This window comes from Duganella sp. AC237 (assembly GCF_979254035.1).
Genome location: NZ_CEEDEW010000003.1, coordinates 3393326 through 3414298 on the forward strand (window position 1 = coordinate 3393326; position 20973 = coordinate 3414298).

At 62.6% G+C, this 20973-nt stretch carries 24 protein-coding genes; 14 read left to right on the forward strand and 10 right to left on the reverse strand.

The window, feature by feature from the left end; all coding sequences use genetic code 11:
- The first annotated feature begins 7 nt into the window (after nucleotides 1–7).
- Nucleotides 8–1747 carry a S8 family serine peptidase gene (locus AC0IYS_RS15265; RefSeq protein WP_471705937.1) on the forward strand — a complete coding sequence of 580 codons (1740 nt, stop codon included), beginning with the start codon at nucleotides 8–10 and terminating at the stop codon, nucleotides 1745–1747.
- Between the two features lie 3 nt (nucleotides 1748–1750).
- Nucleotides 1751–2014: a hypothetical protein gene (locus AC0IYS_RS15270; protein WP_471705938.1), complete on the forward strand. Its 264-nt coding sequence runs from the start codon at nucleotides 1751–1753 to the stop codon at nucleotides 2012–2014.
- A gap of 25 nt (nucleotides 2015–2039) precedes the next feature.
- Here AC0IYS_RS15270 and AC0IYS_RS15275 read toward each other — a convergent pair whose 3' ends face one another.
- The 4 genes from AC0IYS_RS15275 to ygfZ all read right to left on the reverse strand — a co-directional run bounded on the left by AC0IYS_RS15275 (nucleotide 2040) and on the right by ygfZ (nucleotide 4633).
- On the reverse strand, nucleotides 2040–2426 hold the full coding sequence (locus AC0IYS_RS15275) for a VOC family protein (protein WP_471705939.1): 387 nt from the start codon (nucleotides 2424–2426) through the stop codon (nucleotides 2040–2042).
- Nucleotides 2427–2593: 167 nt separating this feature from the next.
- A complete protein-coding gene (locus AC0IYS_RS15280; protein WP_471705940.1) occupies nucleotides 2594–3337 on the reverse strand; it encodes an NRDE family protein in 744 nt (247 codons plus the stop codon).
- Nucleotides 3328–3615 carry a DUF4936 family protein gene (locus AC0IYS_RS15285; protein ID WP_471705941.1) on the reverse strand — a complete coding sequence of 96 codons (288 nt, stop codon included), beginning with the start codon at nucleotides 3613–3615 and terminating at the stop codon, nucleotides 3328–3330. The genes AC0IYS_RS15280 and AC0IYS_RS15285 overlap by 10 nt, the downstream gene beginning before the upstream one ends.
- 1 nt (nucleotide 3616) lies before the next feature.
- Nucleotides 3617–4633: a CAF17-like 4Fe-4S cluster assembly/insertion protein YgfZ gene (gene ygfZ / locus AC0IYS_RS15290; RefSeq protein WP_471705942.1), complete on the reverse strand. Its 1017-nt coding sequence runs from the start codon at nucleotides 4631–4633 to the stop codon at nucleotides 3617–3619.
- 162 nt (nucleotides 4634–4795) lie between these two features.
- Between ygfZ and mltG the strand changes: the two genes are divergently transcribed.
- From mltG to AC0IYS_RS15320, 6 genes are read left to right on the forward strand one after another with little or no spacing between them, the layout of a single operon-like run.
- Nucleotides 4796–5785: an endolytic transglycosylase MltG gene (gene mltG / locus AC0IYS_RS15295; protein WP_471705943.1), complete on the forward strand. Its 990-nt coding sequence runs from the start codon at nucleotides 4796–4798 to the stop codon at nucleotides 5783–5785.
- Nucleotides 5786–5789: 4 nt separating this feature from the next.
- Nucleotides 5790–6422, forward strand: a complete 633-nt coding sequence (gene tmk / locus AC0IYS_RS15300) for a dTMP kinase (protein ID WP_471705944.1) — start codon at nucleotides 5790–5792, stop codon at nucleotides 6420–6422.
- Nucleotides 6423–6448: 26 nt separating this feature from the next.
- Nucleotides 6449–7486 carry a DNA polymerase III subunit delta' gene (locus AC0IYS_RS15305; protein ID WP_471705945.1) on the forward strand — a complete coding sequence of 346 codons (1038 nt, stop codon included), beginning with the start codon at nucleotides 6449–6451 and terminating at the stop codon, nucleotides 7484–7486.
- Between the two features lie 10 nt (nucleotides 7487–7496).
- On the forward strand, nucleotides 7497–7877 hold the full coding sequence (locus tag AC0IYS_RS15310) for a PilZ domain-containing protein (protein ID WP_471705946.1): 381 nt from the start codon (nucleotides 7497–7499) through the stop codon (nucleotides 7875–7877).
- 57 nt (nucleotides 7878–7934) lie between these two features.
- Nucleotides 7935–8714, forward strand: coding sequence for a TatD family hydrolase (locus AC0IYS_RS15315; RefSeq protein WP_471705947.1), 780 nt, complete (start codon nucleotides 7935–7937; stop codon nucleotides 8712–8714).
- A gap of 7 nt (nucleotides 8715–8721) precedes the next feature.
- Nucleotides 8722–9399: an ankyrin repeat domain-containing protein gene (locus tag AC0IYS_RS15320; RefSeq protein ID WP_471705948.1), complete on the forward strand. Its 678-nt coding sequence runs from the start codon at nucleotides 8722–8724 to the stop codon at nucleotides 9397–9399.
- A gap of 72 nt (nucleotides 9400–9471) precedes the next feature.
- On the opposite strand, the gene AC0IYS_RS15325 is transcribed toward AC0IYS_RS15320, so the two are convergent.
- Together AC0IYS_RS15325 and AC0IYS_RS15330 are read right to left on the reverse strand one after the other, a co-directional pair.
- Nucleotides 9472–9945 (reverse strand): RES family NAD+ phosphorylase, encoded by a 474-nt coding sequence (locus AC0IYS_RS15325; protein ID WP_471705949.1) that lies wholly within the window; start codon nucleotides 9943–9945, stop codon nucleotides 9472–9474.
- Nucleotides 9942–10505 carry an antitoxin Xre-like helix-turn-helix domain-containing protein gene (locus AC0IYS_RS15330; protein ID WP_471705950.1) on the reverse strand — a complete coding sequence of 188 codons (564 nt, stop codon included), beginning with the start codon at nucleotides 10503–10505 and terminating at the stop codon, nucleotides 9942–9944. The genes AC0IYS_RS15325 and AC0IYS_RS15330 overlap by 4 nt, the downstream gene beginning before the upstream one ends.
- 247 nt (nucleotides 10506–10752) lie before the next feature.
- On the opposite strand from AC0IYS_RS15330, the gene AC0IYS_RS15335 reads away from it, so the two are divergent.
- From AC0IYS_RS15335 to AC0IYS_RS15345, 3 genes are all read left to right on the forward strand, one after another.
- Nucleotides 10753–11676 (forward strand): methyltransferase domain-containing protein, encoded by a 924-nt coding sequence (locus AC0IYS_RS15335; protein WP_471705951.1) that lies wholly within the window; start codon nucleotides 10753–10755, stop codon nucleotides 11674–11676.
- Between the two features lie 58 nt (nucleotides 11677–11734).
- Nucleotides 11735–11983 carry a hypothetical protein gene (locus AC0IYS_RS15340; protein WP_090318763.1) on the forward strand — a complete coding sequence of 83 codons (249 nt, stop codon included), beginning with the start codon at nucleotides 11735–11737 and terminating at the stop codon, nucleotides 11981–11983.
- 168 nt (nucleotides 11984–12151) lie between these two features.
- Nucleotides 12152–12352: a hypothetical protein gene (locus AC0IYS_RS15345; RefSeq protein ID WP_090318760.1), complete on the forward strand. Its 201-nt coding sequence runs from the start codon at nucleotides 12152–12154 to the stop codon at nucleotides 12350–12352.
- A gap of 30 nt (nucleotides 12353–12382) precedes the next feature.
- On the opposite strand, the gene AC0IYS_RS15350 is transcribed toward AC0IYS_RS15345, so the two are convergent.
- On the reverse strand, nucleotides 12383–13429 hold the full coding sequence (locus AC0IYS_RS15350) for a phospholipase A (RefSeq protein ID WP_471705952.1): 1047 nt from the start codon (nucleotides 13427–13429) through the stop codon (nucleotides 12383–12385).
- Between the two features lie 269 nt (nucleotides 13430–13698).
- Here AC0IYS_RS15350 and fusA point away from each other — a divergent pair, with 269 nt between their 5' ends.
- Nucleotides 13699–15810: an elongation factor G gene (gene fusA / locus AC0IYS_RS15355; RefSeq protein WP_471705953.1), complete on the forward strand. Its 2112-nt coding sequence runs from the start codon at nucleotides 13699–13701 to the stop codon at nucleotides 15808–15810.
- 123 nt (nucleotides 15811–15933) lie between these two features.
- Here the strand turns inward: fusA and AC0IYS_RS15360 are convergent, their stop codons facing one another.
- The 3 genes from AC0IYS_RS15360 to AC0IYS_RS15370 form a co-directional block, all read right to left on the reverse strand.
- Nucleotides 15934–16440, reverse strand: coding sequence for a hypothetical protein (locus tag AC0IYS_RS15360; protein WP_471705954.1), 507 nt, complete (start codon nucleotides 16438–16440; stop codon nucleotides 15934–15936).
- A gap of 85 nt (nucleotides 16441–16525) precedes the next feature.
- Nucleotides 16526–17596 (reverse strand): acyltransferase family protein, encoded by a 1071-nt coding sequence (locus AC0IYS_RS15365; RefSeq protein ID WP_471705955.1) that lies wholly within the window; start codon nucleotides 17594–17596, stop codon nucleotides 16526–16528.
- Nucleotides 17597–17605: 9 nt separating this feature from the next.
- Nucleotides 17606–18772, reverse strand: a complete 1167-nt coding sequence (locus AC0IYS_RS15370) for a DUF5009 domain-containing protein (protein ID WP_471705956.1) — start codon at nucleotides 18770–18772, stop codon at nucleotides 17606–17608.
- 93 nt (nucleotides 18773–18865) lie between these two features.
- On the opposite strand from AC0IYS_RS15370, the gene AC0IYS_RS15375 reads away from it, so the two are divergent.
- Entirely contained in the window at nucleotides 18866–20263 is a 1398-nt protein-coding gene (locus AC0IYS_RS15375; protein ID WP_471705957.1) for a DUF2799 domain-containing protein, read from the forward strand.
- Between the two features lie 123 nt (nucleotides 20264–20386).
- On the forward strand, nucleotides 20387–20815 hold the full coding sequence (locus AC0IYS_RS15380) for a ribonuclease E inhibitor RraB (RefSeq protein ID WP_471705958.1): 429 nt from the start codon (nucleotides 20387–20389) through the stop codon (nucleotides 20813–20815).
- Nucleotides 20816–20973 lie beyond the last annotated feature (158 nt).

Below are 20973 nucleotides of genomic sequence, written 5' to 3' on the forward strand. Positions count from 1 at the left end.
GGCGAATATGGCGAGCAAATCCAAGTCCGCGGTCGGCGGGAAAAACAAGATGTCGGCCAGCCTGGCCGTTTTGTTGGCATCGAGCGAAGCCGAACAGGTGACCGGCGCGCCGAATTTGCTATCGGTCAGAAAACGCGTGCCGAACCTGGCGCCGATTTACCACGTCCTGGTCCGGTGTACCGATCCGCAGACCAAATCGGTCGCCGGCATCAAGCTCGCCAAAGGCTCCGGCGAGGTGATGACGGCGCTGGTGCCGGCGGCCAAGCTGATGGAGTTCGCGCAGGATGAAAAAGTGGAGCGCGTGTCGGCGCCCAGGCGTTTGCGCCCGCTGATGGATATCGCCGGGCCGCTGGTCGGCGCGCCGGAATATCGCGCCCAGAATAAAGTCTCCGGCGAGGGCGTGATCGTCGGCGTCGTCGATACCGGTATCGATGTCAACCACCCGGCCTTCGCCGGCCGCATCCTGAAAATTTGGGACCAGGAAATCGCCGGCGAAGGCCCAGGAACCGGCTATAGCAAGCTGGGCCGCGTGCTGACGGGCGCGGCGATGGACGCCAGTGCGGACATGCACGGCCACGGCACGCATGTGGCCGGCATCGCCAGCGGCGCGGTGGCGCCGTTCAGCGGCATCGCCGGCGGCGCCGACCTGCTCATCGTCAAGACCAATTTCCAGAACAGCGCGATCGTCGAAGCCGTCCGCTGGATCTTCGACGAGGCCAAAAAGCTCGGGCGCCCGTGCGTCGTCAACCTCAGTTTGGGCGGCCACTTCGACGGCCACGACGGCGAGGACGACACCAGCGTCGGGATCAGCGATGAATGCGGCCCCGGCCGGTTGGTGGTGGCGGCGGCCGGCAACGAGGGCGGCGATCCGATCCATGCGCGGCAGAAGGTCGATTCCGCCCAGGCCGTGCGTTTCGAGATCAAAGTGCAGCCGAAGCGGTCCAACCTGTCGGCGCCATGGTTCCTGATCAACGGCTGGTACTCGGGCAAAACCAAATGCGAGGTGCGGGTCATCAGCTCCACCGGCGCGGCGACGCCGTGGCAAGGTCTGCTCGGCACCGATCCGGCCGCCAAGACGACCATGCTGGGCAGCGATCAGGTGGTCATCTCGACCCCGGAATCCTTGGCGCCGGGCGGCGACCGGCAATTCCTGGTGGAGGTGTCCGGGCAGGGCGCGGTGCAGGGCGGCCTGTGGAAGGTGGAGGTGCGGCGCAAGTCGGGCGCGGCTTCCGATATCGATGTCTGGCTGTTGAGCGACCAGGAGCGCTACGGTTCGGCGGAGATGCTGGCGCCGGTCTTCGATACGCTGGTCGGCTCGCCAGGTTCCGGCAAGGACGTCGTCACGGTCGCCTCCTACACCTCGCGCAACCAGTGGGTCGATATTTCGGGCGCTCCGCAATCGGTCGGCCTGGCGCCGGACACGATATCCGAATTCAGCAGCCCGGGGCCGCTGCGTGGCGGCGCCCTGAAACCCGACGTCGCCGCGCCCGGCGCGATGATCGCGTCGGCCCTGTCGTCGGCCTCCAGCGTCGATAAAAACGATGTGATCGCCCAGGGCTATCGGGTGATGGCGGGCACCAGCATGGCTTCGCCCGTCGTCACCGGCCTGCTGGCGCTGTTCTTGGAAAGCAACCCGAAGGCGACGCCGGCGCAAGCCAAGGCGTGGTTGAAGAAAAATTCGGCCGTGCCCGATTCGGCCGCCGGCGCGCATGATATAAAGTGGGGATATGGCTTGATCAAGGTATAGATCATGAGTGGTACGAAGTTTGACGCCGCCCTCAGCCTGGCGCTGGTGCGGCCGCAAGAGGGCAATGTCGACGTCTCGGTGCGGCTGCGGTCGCACCTGACGCCGGACGAGGCGGGCGAGTTACAGCGCCTGGGCTGCGCCGACGCCGATACCCGGCGCCGGGTGCTGTTCGCCTCGCTGCCGGCCGACTCTTTGAGCGCGCTGGCGCGGCATGACAAGGTCGCGCAGCTATCCCTGGTCCAGAGGATGGCGCCTCATATCAAGTAAGCGCAAATAAGCGCAAATAAGGGCGCTATTGTCCGGCGGGAGGTTGCCAGAGCTCGACCTTGTTCCCCTCCGGATCGACCACCCAGCCGAACTTGCCGTATTCCGAGTCGTCGGTGTTTTCCAACACATGGCAGCCCTCGTCGCGCAAGAGCTGGAGCAGGGCGGTGAGGTCTTCGACCCGGTAGTTCACCATGAACGATGAAGCGCTGGGAGCGAAATGGTTGTTGTCGGCCGCACCGATCGACCAGATGGTGGTTCCCTTGGCAGGGTTGCCGGCCTGATCGGCCCAGGTGAACGCCGCGCCACCCCAATCCTGCACGTCGATGCCCAGATGCCGCCGGTACCAGGCGCGCAGCGCGACCGGGTCCTTTGCGTGGAAGAAAATGCCGCCGATGCCGGTTACACGTTTCATAGAGAATCTCCAAGGCCCGTCAATAACATATCAAACTCTAGCATAGGTTGGGACAGCGACAACCAGTTGATCACGTAGGGTGGATTAGCGAAGCGTAATCCGCCATCGCCGGGTCGCCAACGCCGTAAGCACGAGCCCGTGTAGAAATGGTGGACCTGACCCCGGAGTTATTGAATTAGCATCTCATGCAGGGTGGCGTGGGCGTCGGCGTATAGCTTGACCACCGTCGAGGTGCGCGTGCCGTAGCTTGGGCTTTCGATGCGCACCGCCGAGAGCATCCGCTCCAGGTCCAGCGGCACACCGGTTTCCGGCAGGCGCTGGTCGGGCGCGGGCGCGGTGTCGGCCAGCATTTCGAAGAACGCTTCGTCCGGGGCGCCCAGGCACAGCAAACTGGCGAACTGCGCTTTGGTCTTGACCACCTTCGGCCACGGCGCGTCGAGCAGCGCGTTCGATAGCCCGTAGACACCAGGCTCCAGCGGCTTGCCGTTGCGCGGGTCGCCGTCGCCGCGGTTGGAGAACCAGATCAGCGTGTCGCGGTCGCCCAGCACCAGATTGAAGCCGTTGTAAGCGCCGGCGCTGTCGCGGATGGACTCCACGTACTCCTGCGGCGTCACGCAGCTTGCCAGGAAATCGGCCACCAGCCGCCCGCGCGACGGGGCGTCCTCGCGGTGCTCGGACGGCGCGCGGATGTTGGTGATGGCGGCAAAGCGCGCCGCGCCGCCGCACTCGGACGGTTGCGTGATGCCCATCCAGCTGCCGCCGGCCTGCAGGTCGCGGCCGGCGAAAATCTGTGGATGCTCGGGCCACGGCGCCGCCGGCGCGGTGGCGCGCTGATAAAACTCGTCGCGGTTGGCTGCGGCCACCAGCGGCACCGCCGGGATGACCCGCCAGGCAAAAACAATCAGGCACATGGGACTAAATCCGTAAACATTTCGGTATGGCGCGCGCCGCTGGTCCAGGCGGACAGGCCGGCCCGTTCGGCGGCGTCGGCCAGCGCCGCCGCGAAACCGGCGGGCGTGGCGGCGTAGACTTCCATCCACGTCTGCAAGCCGTCCTTGACTTCCGGACGACGCTTGAGCTGGCAGGCGACGCCGTGCCCACGCGCCAGCTCCGCCTGCATCGAGACGACCGCAGCCTGCAAGGAAGCCGTGTCGGCATCCTTGACCTGGTAATAAATATAGAGATCCATGCTAGAGGTCGAGCGGGTCCAGCACGTACGGCATGTCGAGGAAGGCCAGGGCCGGACCCTGCGCCGAGCCGAGGCGGACCGATGCCGCTTCGATCGCGGCCAGTTTCATTTCGACCAGCGCGTCGACGCCGCCGTTGCCGTTGGCGGCGGCGTTGACGATCATGCCGCATGGCTGCTCGGGATCGGCCGTGGCGAATACTTCGGCGCCGGCGGCGGCCGCCGGGTCGGGGATGCTGACCAGGGTGGTGCGGCGCTTGAGCTTGCCGAGGTATTGGCTGCGGGCGACGATTTCCTGGCCCGGGTAGCAACCCTTTTTAAAGTTCACCCCGCCCAGCAGCTCCAGATTGACCATCTGCGGGACGAATTGCTCCTGCGTGGCCTTGGCGATCTGCGGGATGCCGGCGTGGATTTCGGACAGGTGCCAGGCCTGGTTGCCGCCGACGGTGAGGCGGTCGGCCAGTTCGGCCGCGACCGTTTGCGCGACCTCGGCCGACAGCAGCCACTGGTAGCGGGCGGCGCCGAAGGCGTCGGCCACCCGCAGCAGCGTGCCCAGCGGATGATCGATTTTGGCGAACGGTTTGGCGGGCAGGGTGTCGAACCACGTTTGCAGCACGGCTTCGGCCAGGCCGCCGCCCAGGCCGAGCACGACCTGGTTGGCGGGCGCCTCGGTGGCGTCGCTGAGTTTGGCTTTGGCGCGCAGAACGAACATCGACAGCCGCTTTTGCACGGCCACCTGGATGTCGCGCGATAATTGCAGGAAGATAGTCGTCTCGTTGCGCCACATCAGGAACGAGGCCAGCAGACGGCCTTTTGGCGAGCAATAACCGGCCAGGCGCACGTCGCCCAGGCCAAGGTGCTCGACGTCGTTGGTGAGCTGGTTGTGCAGGAAACCGGCCGCTTCCTCGCCGTCCAGCGCGATCAGGCCCTGGTCCGTGATGGGCGCGACAAAACCGACCGCCAGCGCGGTGGGCGTCAGCGGGGCGGCCGGCTGTGCTAAAAGTTCATTCCAAGAAGACATAATTTCCAATAGTTTGACGATTAAAGCATTATCATTACGGGCTCATTATAGTGATGTCCCGAAGATCGCGTCGGATGCCGTGCAAAACGCGGCGCTGGCGGTCCGATCCGAGAAGTGGCAAGCTGTACCGATTTCAGTTGATCCTACAATCCGGCTCGAACAATGGCATTTATCAAAAAAATAATTACACTCTGCGTTCTCCTGGCAATCGCCGGCGGCGGTTACTTCATGTACTGGTCGCAAGCCCCGATTATCGTCGGCGACGTTGAACCGATACCGTTCACCATCATTCCGGGCAGCGGCGCCCACGCGGCCGGCGAGCAAATCTCCGACGCCGGCATTCCGATGGGGCCCTTGCTGTTCAACCTGCTGGCCCGCGTGACCAATAAAAGCGGCCGCCTGAAGGCCGGCTCGTACGAGCTCAAGCCCGGCACCACGCCGCTCAAGCTGATCGACCAGCTGGTGCGCGGCGAGTTCGCGCAGGAGCAGCTGACCATCATCGAAGGCTGGACGTTCCGCCAGATGCGCGCGGCGATCGCCGCCCATCGCGGCCTCAAGCACGACACCACTTCGCTCAGCGACCAGGAAGTGATGAACGCCATCGCCTCCGAATACAAGCAGCCCGAGGGCCTGTTCTTCCCGGACACCTATCTGTTCGCCAAGGGCGCCAGCGACCTGCAAATCTATCGCCAGGCCCACACGATGATGCTCAACCGCCTGGCCTCGGCCTGGGAAAAGCGCGATCCGGCGTTACCGTACAAGAATCCGTACGAGGCGCTGACGATGGCCTCCATCGTCGAGAAGGAGACCGGGCAAAAGTCCGAGCGCAACATGATCGCTGCCGTGTTCGTCAACCGGTTGAAGATCGGCATGATGCTGCAGACCGATCCGACCGTGATCTACGGCATGGGCACCAAATACGAGGGCAATATCCGTAAAAAGGACCTGGAGACCGACACCCCGTACAATACCTACACGCGCAACGGCCTGCCGCCGACGCCGATCGCCTTGCCGGGTGTGCAGTCGCTGGCCGCCGCGCTGGCGCCCGCCAAGTCGCAGGCCCTGTATTTTGTTGCCCGCGGCAACGGCACCAGCAAATTTTCCGATAACCTGACCGACCACAACCGGGCAGTGAATCAGTACCAACGATAACCACATGACTCAACAAAGCGCCACGCAACACAGCGGCAAATTCATCACCTTCGAAGGCATAGACGGGGCCGGCAAGTCGACCCACATCGCATTCGTCAGCGAATACATCAAGTCGCGCGGCATTGCGCTGGTCAGCTCGCGCGAGCCGGGCGGCACGCCGCTGGGCGAAAAGCTGCGGGAACTGGTATTGCATGAAAAAATGCACCTGGAAACGGAGGCGCTGCTGATGTTCGCCAGCCGCCGCGAGCATATCGCCCAGGTGATCGCACCGGCGCTGGCAGACGGCGCCTGGGTCATCTCGGACCGCTTCACCGACGCCAGCTTTGCCTATCAAGGCGGCGGGCGCGGCATGGATCTGGCCAAGCTGGAGGCGCTGGAGCAGTGGGTGCATCCGCATCTCCAACCGGACCTGACGTTGCTGTTCGACGTGCCGCTGGAAGTGGCGCGCGCGCGGCTCGACGCCACCCGCTCGCTGGACAAGTTCGAGCAGGAGAAGGCCGATTTCTTCGCCGCAACCCGCAACGAGTATCTGCGCCGCGCAACCCAGTTTCCCGAGCGTTTCCGCGTGATCGATTCGACGCAATCGATCGCGCATATCCAGTTGCAGATCAGCGCAATACTTGATGATCTACTTTAAACGCGCCACCTAAGTATCTGAATATAATGAGTAATACGATCTACCCGTGGCAAGAATCGTCCTGGACCCAGCTGCAACAGCTGCGCCAGCGCATGCCGCACGCCATCCTGTTCCATGGCGCCGCCGGCATTGGCAAGTCCGACTTTATCGAAAGCTTCGCCCAGGGGCTGCTGTGCGAGGCGGTGCTGCCGGACGGCCACGCCTGCGGCCAGTGTGCCTCGTGCGGCTGGTTCGCGCAGCAAAACCATCCGGATTACCGCCGCGTGCGGCCCGAGGCGCTCGAAGACGAGCCTTCCGCCGAAGGGGGCGAGGAAGGCGAGGCCGAGACCAAGAAGTCGGCTAAGTCGGCCAAGGCGCCGTCCAAGGAAATCAAGATCGAGCAGATCCGTAATCTGGCCGATTTCATGAATATCTCGACCCACCGCCAGGGTCTGCGCGTGGTGGTGCTGTATCCGGCCGAGGCGCTCAACATACCGGCCTCCAACGCCTTGCTGAAGACGCTGGAGGAACCGCCTCCGGGCACGGTGTTCCTGCTGGCCTCCAATAGCCTCGACCGGCTATTGCCGACGATCCTGTCGCGTTGCCGCAAGTTCGCGGTGCCGATGCCGAGCCACGCCGAGGCGCTGGCCTGGCTCAAGGCGCAGGGCGTGGCCGACGCCGACAGCTGGCTGCGCGAGCAGGGCGGCGCGCCGCTGGCGGCGATGGCGCAGGCCGAGACGGGCAACCGCGACGACTTGGAAGTGTTGCTGCAACTGCTGGCGCGCCCAAGCGTCGAAGGCGCGTTGAAAGTGGCTGATAAACTTCAAAAGGTGCCGCTGAGCGCGCAGGTATCTTGGCTGCAACGCTGGCTTTATGATTTGTTTTCCTACAAACTGGCGGGTAACATTCGTTACTATCCCCGCTACCAGAAAGAGCTGGCCGGGCTGGCGGACAAAATCCACGTGAGCAAGCTGTTGGCGGCGATTAAGGGCGCCAACGAGCGCCGCGCGACGTCCGACCATCCGCTGTCGCCCAAGCTGTTCTTGGAGGATATGTTGCTCGACTATACCGCCTGCTGTGCCTGAAAGGTAATCCATGTCCGCTGCCAGCCCCGTCGACCCGAGCGCCGCGCCCATCGCGCGGCCGACGGTGTTGTCGCTGGCAATCAAGGAAAAGGCGGCGCTGTACGCCGCCTACATGCCTTTCCTCAAGAACGGCGGCATGTTCGTGCCGACGCAAAAGCCGTACAAGCTGGGCGACGAAATCTACCTCATCCTGGCGTTGATGGACGACCTCAACAAATACCCGATCGCCGGCAAGGTGGCCTGGATCACCCCGCCCGGCGCACACAACAACAAGGCGCAGGGCATCGGCGTGCATTTCCCCGACGACGAGAGCGGGCAGCGCGCGCGGCTGCGGATCGAGGAAATCCTTGGCGCCGCGCTGCGGTCGTCGCGCGCCACGCATACCTTGTAGGCGTTTTTGCGAAGTGCCGCGCCGATGCGCCTGCCCCGTCCGAGGTACAATATCGCCATGTTTATCGACTCCCATTGCCATATTAATTTCCCCGAGCTGGCTGCTCGCATGCCCGAGATCCTGGCCAAGATGGCCAACAACAAGGTGACCCACGCGTTGTGCGTATCGGTCGACTTGCCGGATTTCCCACAAGTGCTGGCGCTGGCCAAGGAATACCCGCACATTTACGCCTCGTGCGGCGTGCATCCCGATTACGAAGACACGCCCGAACCTAGCGTCGAACAATTGGTCGAACTGTCCAACCATCCGAAAATCATCGCCATCGGGGAGACCGGCCTGGATTACTTCCGCCTGCAGGGCGACCTGGAGTGGCAGCGCGAGCGTTTTCGCACGCACATCAAAGCATCAAGAATCACGCGTAAGCCCTTGATTATTCACACACGCGCGGCCAGCGAGGACACCATCCGCATCATGCGCGAGGAGGGCGCCGGCACCGAGGCCGGCGGCGTCGCGGGCGTCATGCACTGCTTTACGGAATCGCTGGAAGTGGCGCGCGCGGCCATCGAGATGGGCTTTTACATCTCGTTCTCGGGCATCGTCACCTTCAAAAGCGCGAAGGACTTGCAGGCGGTGGCGCTGGAAGTGCCGCTGGAGCGCATCCTGATCGAGACCGATTCGCCGTATCTGGCGCCGATGCCGCACCGGGGCAAGATGAACGAGCCCGGCTTCGTCGCCCACGTGGGCGAATATATCGCCAAGCTCAAAGGCATACCGGTGGAGCAAGTGGCGGAACAGACGTCCGCCAATTTCTTCAAATTATTCAACGTCGTGGCGTAAAAAGCTCATGTTGATTCTACAGACAGCCCGCCGCCGTTTCCTGCTGGGAGTGCTTGCCGTTGCGGCGGCCCTGCCGGCCTCCGCCGCCGACCAGACGGACGACGAGGTGGACTTCTTCCGCGCCGTGCAGGTCGACTATGTCGGGGGCGTCAAGAAAGTGCTGGCGCGCGGCCTTAATCCCAACGTTCGCGACCCCAGCGGCGAGACCGGCCTGATCCTGGCGATGCGGCACGACGCGGTCAAGGTCGCCACCGTGCTTATGGATCAGCCCGGTATCGACCTGGAAGCCAAGGCGCCCAACGGCAACACCGCGTTGATGATGGCGGCATTCCGCCAGAATAAGCCGGTGGTGCTGGACATGATCAAGCGCGGCGCGCACGTCAATCAAAAGGGCTGGACCGCGTTGCATTACGCGGCCGCGGCCGGCAGTGTGGAGATCACCAACATCCTGCTGGAGCAGCATGCCTACATCGACGCCGAATCGCCGTCCGGGATGACGCCGTTGATGATGGCGGCGCGCGAAGGCGCGGAGCAGGTGGTGGAGTTGCTGTTGGAGCGAGGCGCCGACGCCACGCTGAAGGATCGCGGCTTCAAGCTCACGGCGGCAGAGTTCGCGCTGAAGGCGGACAAGCCGTGGATTGCCAAAAAGATCAACGCGTTCCTGGCGGCTAAGGCCCAGCGTTAAGTGTAGCGGTTCGGGTTTGGTAACGCCTGTGGCGCTGCACTTTCCCACCGCCCCGGCGCCGGGATTGCTTAGTCAGGCAAGGAACCGGGGGTCATAGATCCAGCGCTTTAGGGTGGTCGCGACGGCGGCGGCAGCGTCGCCGTGCAGCGGATTGATCAGTATGTTGTATTCGTCCGGTACGATTACCGATGGCACCTGCAGGAGGGCCGTCGCGCCAGCCGCAATCCAGGCGTCGCCCGCCGCCCTGGCGCTCATTCCAACTGGGACCGCATCCCATCCGCCGGGCAGCGGCGCGAGCACATGGCGCGCGGCCCATACGTCATCCGGAATGTCGACGCGCACGAGGTAGCGATTGAATGGTAGGCTGCCGCCACGCAAATAATGGACCGTCTCAAGGGTGGCCAGAGCGATGTTCGCGGCGCAGTAGACCACCGCTGTACCTTTGCTAGTCCAACGCCCGCCCGTCGTCTTGGCGCCGGTGCCGCTCAAATCATTGGCTGCGTAAGTTGGCGCCTCGACCGCGATCCGCCAGACCGGCACGCTCACGCGTAGGCTCCGCTCTGGCTCATAGACAGCAACTCGGCGACCAGTTTCTGGCCCTCGAAGGTATCCATGTAACTCGCCGGCGTCTCGCCAGCCAGCGCAGGTAATGGCTTGGTGAGCCACGCCGACACCCAGCGTGCGGCGTCGAACCCGGTCGGATCGCCGGACTGCTCGACCATGGTTTGCACCATGCCGATTAGGGTTTCGACGCCTAGGACCCGTTCCGATTCATCCTTCGACAGCACTGTGGCGTCCTTCTCTTTGCGGCTGATCGTCGCGCGCGACAAGCCCAGGCTGGACAGCAAAGTTTCCTTGCTCATGCCCATGCGCGACGAAAGGTTGCCGATCATCGACGCAGGAATACCCTGTCTGATCATCGCAATGCGCGCCTGTGGATCGACGCGATAAAGCTGCTCACCGGCGACGCTAGTGGCGCTTTGGCGGGTGTCCTCCGGCGCCGTGGTGCTCGCTAGGGCAAAGTTGCCGCAGGTCGCCGCTGTGGCTTTAATGCGAGCAGCGCTGGAAGCTGCCGCATGCTTTGCAACGGTCTTGGGATTTGACATGAGTTGTCTCCTTTGAGACGGAAGTATAGATCAAATGAGGCAGTTCGCAAGTCTTGACGTCATGGCCAACTTTCGTGCAGCGGGCCGCTATAATATAATTGAATACAGTTTCTGATAACTTTCTTGCGAATAAGCAGAACTGGCAGGGGTTTCCCACCTAGCTCCCCCATTTATAGTTGGACAATCTTCACGATAATAGGTTCACCGTATTGCATCAAAGCACAATGCGCCACAACCAAGGGAAACCATGCTGAACGAACGCGAAATCGAAAGCTGCTATCTGGGGCAGTTCATTCCAGTCCACTACCATCACAATATGCTGATGGATCAGAACCGTATGCACGGTTTCAAGTCGGCCATCGATTACGCGGTCAAGCCCGGCGCCAAAGTGCTCGAGCTGGGCGGCGGCACCGGCGTGCTGTCCTGGTTCGCTGCGGCCAAGGCCGAGAAGGTGTATTGCGTCGAGTTCAACCCGGACATGGTCAAGGAGGCGCGCAAGATGCTGGCGCTCAATCCCAACGGCGAAAAGGTCGAGGTGGTGCACGCGGACGCCTTCGAATACCTGCCGCCGGAGCCGGTGGACGTCGTCATCTGCGAGATGATCCACGTGGCCATGCTGCGCGAAAAGCAGGTCGAGGTGATCGAGTCGTTCAAGCGCCGCTACCTGGAGCGCTTTGGCGGCCCGCTGCCGGTGTTCCTGCCGGAAGCGGTGATCATGGCGGTGCAGCCGGTGCAGCAGGAGTATGACTTCGAGAGCTTTTATGCGCCCATCGTCCAGTTCCAGGAGACCAACGTGGTCTATCCGGGCACCGTCGAGGCGGCGCAGCCGGCCGTCTACAGCATCATCGACTTCAACCAACCCAACGAGCTGGCCTACGCCTGGCAGGGCAAGTTCGTCATCGAGAAGGCCGGCGAAATCAGCGCCATGCGCTTCGTGACCAAAAACGTGCTGGCCGTGGTGGCCGAGCGTTCGACCACCATCGACTGGCTGAATCACTACATGACCTTGCCGCTGGCGATGCCGATCAAGGCCAAACAGGGCGACGTGCTGCAAGTCAGCTTCCAGTACCGCGCGGGGGGCTCGATCCCCTCGCTGCAGGCCGCGCTGCGCGCCGAAATCCTGCACGAGACCGTGACGCAGCCGGCTACGGGCATCGCCGCCTACGCTTAAAAAGTCCCCACGAAGGTCGTTCTGGAGCGTATATTTCGTCTTTTACAGAAAGAGATATATGGAACAGAACGACCAGCGCTACCTCATCCAGCAAAACAAGATCGCCGACGGCGAGACCAAACCGCCCGTGTTCGCCAAAGTCATGCGCAGCAAGGAGGGTGCCTTTGAGGGCGTATCCTTCATCAAGTCCAAGGAAAAGGCGTCGATCCTGACCATCGAGCAGGCCAACGAGGCGATCGCCTGGGCCGGCAAGAAGAAGCCGAACGCCCACGAGTACGTCACCAAGATTATCTGCCTGGGCCAGTAGCCGGGCCCGCAGCCGGGCTGATACAGTCCGGTTTTCTCCGCCGTTTATCCCCTAATTCCTGCGATTGATCGCGTTTAAACGCAGTTGGTCGCACGGAAATTGCCCGCAACGCCCCTACCTTCTACAGTGACAGCATTGTCAATCGCATCACTGGATCGGGGGCGTCTCATGCTGAGTTTTGTGCTGTGGCTGGTTCTGCTGTTTCTCTGCTGGCCGCTGGCCTTGCTGGCGCTGCTGCTGTATCCGGTGTTCTGGCTGCTGACCTTGCCGTTCAGGCTGATCGGGATCGGCGTGGAGGGGGTGTTCGAACTGCTGCGCGCCGTGGTGCTGCTACCGGCGCGCATCCTGCGCGGTTCGCCGGGGCGTTGAGAGGCTCAACGCATCCCGCATGGCACTACATCAAAAATCGACCTTGAAGCCACCGCCGATGGATTTTTGCGCATAGTTATAGTCGATCAAACTTTGGCCGTAACCGCTGAAAACTTGCACATATCCCTTCAGGTTGGCCGACACCGGGAACGCCCAGCCGGCTTGCAGGCCGCCATGGTTGGTGTGGAAGTTGCGCCGCGCCGTCACCGACAATTCATGCCCGTCGAAACGATAGCTGGCGTTCAGATCGCCATGGCCGAGGTAATCGGTGATGTCGATGTTGTCGTTGTCCGAGCGCGCATTATCCAGCCTGTGCCAGAGGCGGAAATTGACCGCGAAGTTGCCTTTCTCGGCACCCACCTGCGCATAGACGCGGTTCCAGCTGCGCGACAAGGTCGAGGTCTGGCCGTTCGACTGGTGCACCAGACCCAACGTCAGGAAGCGCACGTCGACGCCGCCCAGATTGAGCGCCAGCGGCGTGGTCAACATCAGCTCGGGCTGGTAGTTGGTCTCGCGGAACGGACTCGATTCGGAACGGTTGTACGCCTGCCAGAAGCTTTCCTGCGTGTAGCCGAACCACAGGTCGACCGGCCAGCCGAAGGCTTGCTCGATCATCTTCATCTTGAAGCTGAGCTGGTACATCAATTCGACGTGCTTGGATTTCAGGCCATCGGGCGAGAATTCCTGGAACGGCGTATCGTTGTTGCTGGTGCTGTAATTTGCCAATAACAGGTAATTGTCGCGGTGCGGCCGGAAGTTGAACACGCCGCGCTTGGCCGAACGGTCCAGCTCCCACCATTGCACCATGCGCGAGACCTTGTCCTGCGGCGGAATGGTCGTCAGTTCGGCGACCTTGGCCGGGATCGGCGCGTCGGCCGGCGCCGCCGGCGGTTCGGCCGGCTGGGTGCTGGCAGGCACCACCGCGCCGTTGACGATCTTGCTGTCGTTGCCAGGGTCCGGCACGCCGACGGCGGCGCCGCCGGCGGCCTGCTTGGTCGGCGTGGTGCGGGCCAGGCCATCGTAACAGGCAAGGCGGGCGCTGGCGTCGCCAAGGACCGCGCAGCGTTCGATGCGCAATTCGAGATCGGCCGGCTGGGGCGGTGCGGACTGTGCTAAAGCCAGAGCCGGTCCCATGCCTAAGGAGAGGAGGAGGGCGGTTTTACGTCGGGGTACCATGCATTTTTTCCAGGTGAGATGTAAGCTTGCAGTTTATTACACAGACTACATTACTTGCCGTTAGGTATGTCGCACATTAGGAAAGTATTTCCGGGCTTGATTTCGGCAACTATCGCCGCACTTGAGACTACCCAAGGCTTAAAGACACGAAGTGTTCAAGGAGATTTGTGATGACCCGCAAGACCCCCATCGAGCGTTACCGCAACATTGGCATCAGCGCGCACATCGACGCTGGCAAGACCACCACGACGGAGCGCATCCTGTTTTATACCGGCGTCAATCACAAGATCGGCGAGGTGCACAATGGCGCCGCGACGATGGACTGGATGGAGCAGGAGCAGGAACGCGGGATCACCATCACCTCGGCCGCCACCACCGCCTTCTGGAAAGGCATGGCCGGCAACTTCGCCGAGCACCGCATCAACATCATCGACACGCCGGGCCACGTCGACTTCACGATCGAAGTCGAACGGTCGATGCGCGTGCTCGACGGCGCCGTCATGGTCTATGACGCGGTCGGCGGCGTGCAGCCCCAATCGGAAACCGTCTGGCGCCAGGCCAACAAGTACAAAGTGCCGCGCATCGCCTTCGTCAACAAGATGGACCGCGTCGGCGCAGACTTCTTCCGCGTGCGCGAACAGGTGGCCAACCGCTTGAAGGGCGTGGCCGTGCCGATCCAGATTCCGCTCGGCGCCGAGGATAATTTCCATGGCGTCGTCGATCTGGTGAAGATGCGCGCCATTAACTGGGACGACGAGAGCCTGGGCGTCAAGTTCACCTACGAGGATATTCCCGCCCATCTGCAGTCGCTGGCCCAGGAGTGGCACGACAAGATGGTCGAGGCCGCCGCCGAAGGTACGCCCGAGCTGCTGGAGAAGTATCTGGACGGCGGCGTGCTGACCGAGGAAGAGATCAAGACCGGGCTGCGCCTGCGCACCATCCGCAACGAGATCGTGCCGATGCTGGCCGGCAGCGCGTTCAAGAATCGCGGCGTGCAGGCAATGCTGGATGCGGTGGTGGAGTATCTACCGTCGCCGCTGGACGTGCCGGCGATCGCCGGCACCGACGAGGACGACAACCCGATCGAGCGGCATCCGAGCGACGCCGACCCGTTCTCGGCGCTCGCCTTCAAGATCATGACCGATCCGTTCGTCGGCCAGTTGACGTTCTTCCGCGTGTATTCGGGCGTGGTCAATTCCGGCGACACGGTCTACAACCCGACCAAGAGCCAGAAGGAGCGCCTGGGCCGCATCCTGCAAATGCACGCCAACGAGCGCAAGGAGATCAAGGAAGTGTACGCCGGCGACATCGCCGCCGCCGTCGGCCTGAAGGGCGTGACCACCGGCGACACCTTGAGCTCGCCGGACCATGTCATCGTGCTGGAAAAGATGATTTTCCCGGAACCGGTGATCTCGCAGGCGGTCGAACCGAAGACCAAGGCCGACCAGGAAAAGATGGGCATCGCGCTCAATCGCCTGGCGCAGGAGGACCCGTCCTTCCGCGTGCACACGGACGAGGAGTCGGGCCAGACCATCATGTCCGGCATGGGCGAGCTGCACCTGGAGATTCTGGTGGACCGCATGCGGCGCGAGTTCAGCGTCGAGGCGACGGTGGGCAAGCCGCAGGTGGCCTACCGCGAAACCATCCAGAAGGCCGCCAGCGATGTCGAAGGCAAGTTCGTCAAGCAGTCCGGCGGACGGGGTCAGTACGGCCACGTGGTGCTGACCCTGGAACCGATGGAGCCGGGCAAGGGCTATCAGTTCGTCGACGCCATCAAGGGCGGCGTGGTGCCGCGCGAGTACATTCCGGCCGTCGACAAGGGCGTCCAGGAAACCTTGCGCAGTGGCGTGCTGGCCGGCTATCCGGTGGTCGACGTCAAGGTGACGTTGACTTTCGGTTCGTACCACGATGTCGACTCGAACGAAAACGCCTTCCGCATGGCGGGCTCGATGGCGTTCAAGGATGGCATGAAGCGGGCCGATCCGGTGCTGCTGGAGCCGATGATGCAGGTCGAGGTGGAAACGCCGGAAGAGTTCATGGGCAATGCCATGGGCGACCTGACGGCGCGGCGCGGCATGGTGCAGGGGATGGACGAGATTCCCGGCGGCGGAGGCAAGATCATCCGGGCGCTGGTGCCGCTGGCGGAAATGTTCGGCTACTCGACGACGTTGCGATCGCTCACGCAAGGGCGCGCAACGTACACGATGGAGTTCAAGCACTACGCGGCGGTGCCGAAGCACATCCTCGACCAGATCGCCGTATCGTCGAAGTCGCGGCATTAAAGCGGGAATATTCAAGCCTGGACAGCGGGCTTGAATAACAACGGAACCACGTAGGGCGGATTAGCGTAGCGTAATCCGCCATGCGTGCGTCCCGTTGACCCATGCATTAGCCGATGGCCAAGGCTAATCAAACACCTTCAACTTCAGCTGGATCGACAGCGCGCCGTATAAGCGGTCCTTGTACTTCGGCACAAAGGCGACATTGACCCCCACGCTTCTATATTCAAAGCTGGCGGTCGGTATCACGGCCGGGAACCAGCCGCCATCGCGCATCTTCGGATAGCCGTTAAACCCTCCCACCACCGCCCCCAGCCTCACCGGGCCGACTTTGAACGGCTGGTAATACACGCCGATATAGTTCGAATACGCGCGGTCGCTGTTATAAAAGCGCCCGGCGGTCGCCGACGCCACGGTCGAAAACCGATATTCCGCCCCTAAGCCCGGATTACTATCGTTCAAATCCTTATCGCGGTCGAAGTGATACGAGTAAAAGCCGCCATTAAGCCAAACCTCCTTCAGCGGCGCCGACTCGATGGTCTCGAAGGTGTCGGCCACGGCCGCTCCGGACAGGCAGGCCAGCAACGGCAGCAGCACGCTGGCCGCGATGGAACTACGCAAACGCTTGATCATCCGAAGCCTTCTTCAGTGTTGTTAAGGACGTTGGATTATAGCGAATCATTGCTTTCTTCTTGATCTGGATTAGAAGCAAAATTGGTCAAATCGTGACGCGCCAACCACGTTTTTCCGCATACACCGCCGCCAGCCAGAAGACGGCCGTGAAGCACGCCGCGAAAGCCAGCGACGCCGCCGCCGGCCCGAGCAGCGGCGCGATCGGCGTGCCGAACACATTTTGATAGAGCGGCGCCAGGACGCCGCTGTAGGCCAGCAGACAGGTAGCGATCCACGATCCGGCGTAGGCGGCGATGGCGTTAATGCCCATCGCGCGCCCTAGCGGCGGCCAGCCGCGCACGTCGATCAACTGATACGCAAGCGCGATGACCAGTATGCCGAAACCGCCCGTCCACAGGACGAATGACGACGTCCACAGTTGTTTGTTCAGCGGCAGCAGCAGCGACCACGCGCCGCCGACGGCCAGCGCGACGACGCCGCCTATGGCGAGCTGGCGAATCCGGCCGTCGCGCAGCCAGGCGCCCGCCCGCAAACCGAGGATGACCGTCGCCAGCGACGGCAAGGTGCTCAAGATGCCTTCGGGTTCGTGCGCCAGTCCCGTCGCCGCATCGTATTGATAGGACAGTGGGCCGAGCAGCGCGCTGTCGATGCGGTCGGCCAGATTCAGGTTCGGCTCCAGCGAACCGCCGGCGACCAGCATTCCCCAATACCCGAGCAGTATCGCGGCCAGGAAGGCCCACTGCGCCCGCGCGCCGCGCACGTAGATGGCGAGCAGGCCCGCCACCGCAAAGCAGATGCCGATCCGCTGCAGCACGCCGAGCAGGCGGAATGGCCGTCCATCCATCATCAGCGTTGAGATGGCGTTGAGGGCGAGACCGAGCAGGAAGATGCGCGCACCGCGCAGCAGCACCGCGCGCGCCAGGGCCTTGCGCGCGAGCGGACCGGCGTCGGCTTCCAGCTGCCGGCCCAGCGCCAGGTGCAGCGACACGCCGACGATCAGCAGGAACGTGGGAAAGATCAAGTCCGCCGGCGTGCAGCCATGCCAGTGGGCGTGCTCGAACCAGGGGTAGATGTTTGACCAGTCGCCGGCGTTGTTCACCAGGAGCATGGCGGCCACGGTCAGGCCGCGTACGGCGTCGATTGAGTTTATGCGCATGGATGTTTGTTAGAGTTGCAGTTTGATGTGCAGGCGGTTGAGGCCAGCGACCAGCGCCATGACGATCAGGGCGTAGACCACCGCCCAGAATAGTCCCGGCATGCCGGCGCCCAGCATGGAAGGAAAAGCCAGGTTCAGCGTCTCCATCAGCGAGAAGATGATGAAGGGCAGGATGTAGGTAAGCAGGGGATTGGCGGCGGCCGGGCGAAAAAACGCCACCCAGCCGCGCTGCTGTTTAACGTCCACCAGCCAGTACATCGCCGCGAACAGCAGCACGCAGATCGCCGCGCTGTACAGCGCCCAACTCGGGGTCGCGGCGATTTTCGATATCGTGAACCAGGGACGCAGCGCGAACGCCAACGCCGCCAGTGCCGCCGCGAACAACAGCGCCTTGCCGAAACGCTGCGCGCGCGGCCGGCCATCGCTGAAGAAGATCGTGGTTGTCAGCACGCCGCACAGCGCGATGGCGGTGTGGATCGCATTGCCGGACTGCGCGCCCAGCAGCTTCCACAGCGCCGAGGGCTGCGCCGCATTGGTGTTGAACACACAGTACCAGGCCACGCAGGCGAGGATCGTCAGCGCGATCGGCAGCGGACGCGCGCGCGTCAGTCGCCAGGCGATGGTCGCGTACAGGTACGCCCAGCCGATCAGCCCTAGTATGCCCCACCATTGCGGCGACAATCTCTCGGTGCCATCGGGCCCGCCGCGAAAAACCAGCGCCAGCGCGACAAGTCCCACGATGCCGGCCAGCCGCAGCGCGAGGACCAGCCGCTTGTTTTCGAAGCGGTAGACAGCCCATACGAGTATCGCGCAGGCGTAAAACAGCAGCGACCAAACGTGGATGGTCATCCCCATCGCCGCCTCGTTGTAGCCCGCTTCCGCGTTGACCATGAAGACGCCGAACACCAGCATGCCAGCGGCGCGGGCCAGCACGTGCCGCCATAACTTCCAGCCGTTATCGCCCGCCGCCTGGCGCTGCGCCATCGCGAACGGTATCGACATGCCGACAATGAATAGAAACGCCGGGAAGACCACGTCCGGAAAAGTCATGCCGTCGACACCGGCCGCCACATGCCCCATCCAAGGCGGCATCCCGCTCACGCCCGCCAGCGTGTTCACAAAGATCATGACCAGGATGGTGATGCCACGGAAGGCATCGATAGCGAGTACGCGCAAGATTTTGATCTTTCTATTTAGACACTCTAAGATTATCATCTATTTAATCTACGGGTCTATAATCTCGCCGCTAAAAACTCATTCGTGAACCTTATGATCTCTATTGCCCGCCTGCTGTCGATGATGCTTGTTTTGCCGTTGATGCTGGGAGGCTGCGGCGCGTCGATGAAGCAGCGCATAGAAGCTTGCAAGACCGGGGACTGGAACCAGATCGGCCGGACGGACGGCCTTGACGGCGCGCCGCCGACCTTCGCCGACCGCAAGGACTTCTGCGACGATCACGGCGACGACAAAAAGCCCGCTGGCTCCGATGCCGGCGCGCGCTACACGGCCGGCTGGGAGCAGGGCAACCGGGAGATGTGGTCGGCCGTCGGCGCCATCGACGGCGCCAAGGGATTGCAGCAATCGCAGTACGCGGTGCGGGCGGCCGGCGAAGAAGTTCGCAAGCGTAAAACGCCGCTAAATCAGGCGGCCTACGACGAGGGCTGGTTGAAGGGGAACTCCCAATATTGGGAAGACATCGGCAAGCGCGAAGGCGCCGAAGGCCTGCCGCTGACGAAGAAGGAGGACAGCCGGGCGCGTGCCGCCACCGCGCAATTGCGCTTCGACGAAGCGGCCTATACCAACGGCTGGCACGCCGGCAACCGCACCTTCTGGCAGGACGCCGGATTCACCGACGCGCGCAACGGCACGCCGGACAGCCGCTTCCGCGACCGCGCCGCAGCCGCTCGCGACGCCGGGGTGCAGGTGCAGGAGGACGTGTACCGCACCGCCTGGAATGCGGAGATCGTCAACTACTGGCGCAACCTCGGCGCGCAGGATGCCGTCAGCGGCAAGGAGTTCGGCACACGCGGCAAAGAGGCGCGTCAAAAAGGGTTGAAGGTGTTCGAATCCGAATACCGCAAGGCCTGGGAAAAGCGTCTTGACGACCACTGGCGCTCGGCGGGCCTGGAAGACGGCTATGGCAAACCGTTCATGCTGGAAGAGCGCATGGCCAGCGCCTCGCGCGACGGCGTGTTTGTCATCCCGTCGACGCGCGATGTCTACACCAAGGCGTGGGAAGAGCAGAACGCCAAATACTGCGTGCCGGAGAATGCCTTCGAACGCGGGCGCGCCAACACCGGCATGGCGGTGGAGGTATGCCGTGGCGAGCTGCGGAACCAGCTAAAGCGCGCCTACGTCAGCGGCCAGGATTTCGAAGTGGCGGCGATGAAACGCGCGCAGGCACTCAACGACGTCAACGATCTGGAAAGTCGCCTGTACGACGCCAACCGGCGCCTGGGTCGCCTTGAACGCGACATACGCGGCGCGCAGGACGCCAAGGACCGCCAAGTCAACGAAGAGAGCAAAAAACAAGACCGCCGCCGAGAGCAGGAGCGGCGCGAGCTGATCGACTACATCCGCCGCGTGGAGTGGCAGCTGGACGAAGCCCGCCGCTGGGTCGAACGGCACGACATGCAAATGCAGCGCCTGCGCCGCGAAATATACTGAGCCTCGCGTGATGCGACCTGGAGCGGAGCATGAGATGGATGCGGTGAAGAAGGGCTGCGATGAATGCTGCCTGTTTTGGCAACTCAATACCCTCGTCCGAGGGGCTGACTCTTAGGATAACTGATGAAAATAGCTATACCACTGAATTTTTTCATGGTGATCTTATTGTCGATCGCGCTCCCACAGCAAGCCAGCGCGCAGGGCGGTGGTTCTCGCGAACAGCTGCAACAGATGTTTGCGAACATTTCGAAGCAGACGAAATGGGACATGTCCCGGGATATGCTGTGGAGCTATTTCTTTACGAATCCTTCGCGACAGCCATTGGAAGCGGCGTCAAAAGATCTATCGCGCTTAGGCTATCGCGTCGTAAAAATCTACCTTTCGGACAAAAAGAGCCCCCTGGATGGCGATCTCTGGTGGCTGCAAGTTGAGCGCGTAGAGACACATTCCGTTGAAAGTCTGCTTCTGCGCAACGCGGCGCTTTCTTCCTTCGCAAGCAATCATGCTTTGGCCTCATACGATGGTATGGACGTCGGGCCTGCCCAGCAATGACTAGGATGAATACGAGTCCTGAACCAGCAATTTTCCGGCGGCCCTTGCCTGGAGACCAAGAACACGTTGCGTTTTCAAAGGCCTTGAATGCGCGCCGATGGACGCAGCCAGTGACTGGTTTCAGCGGCTGGCTGCGTAAAATTGAAGTGACAAACAGT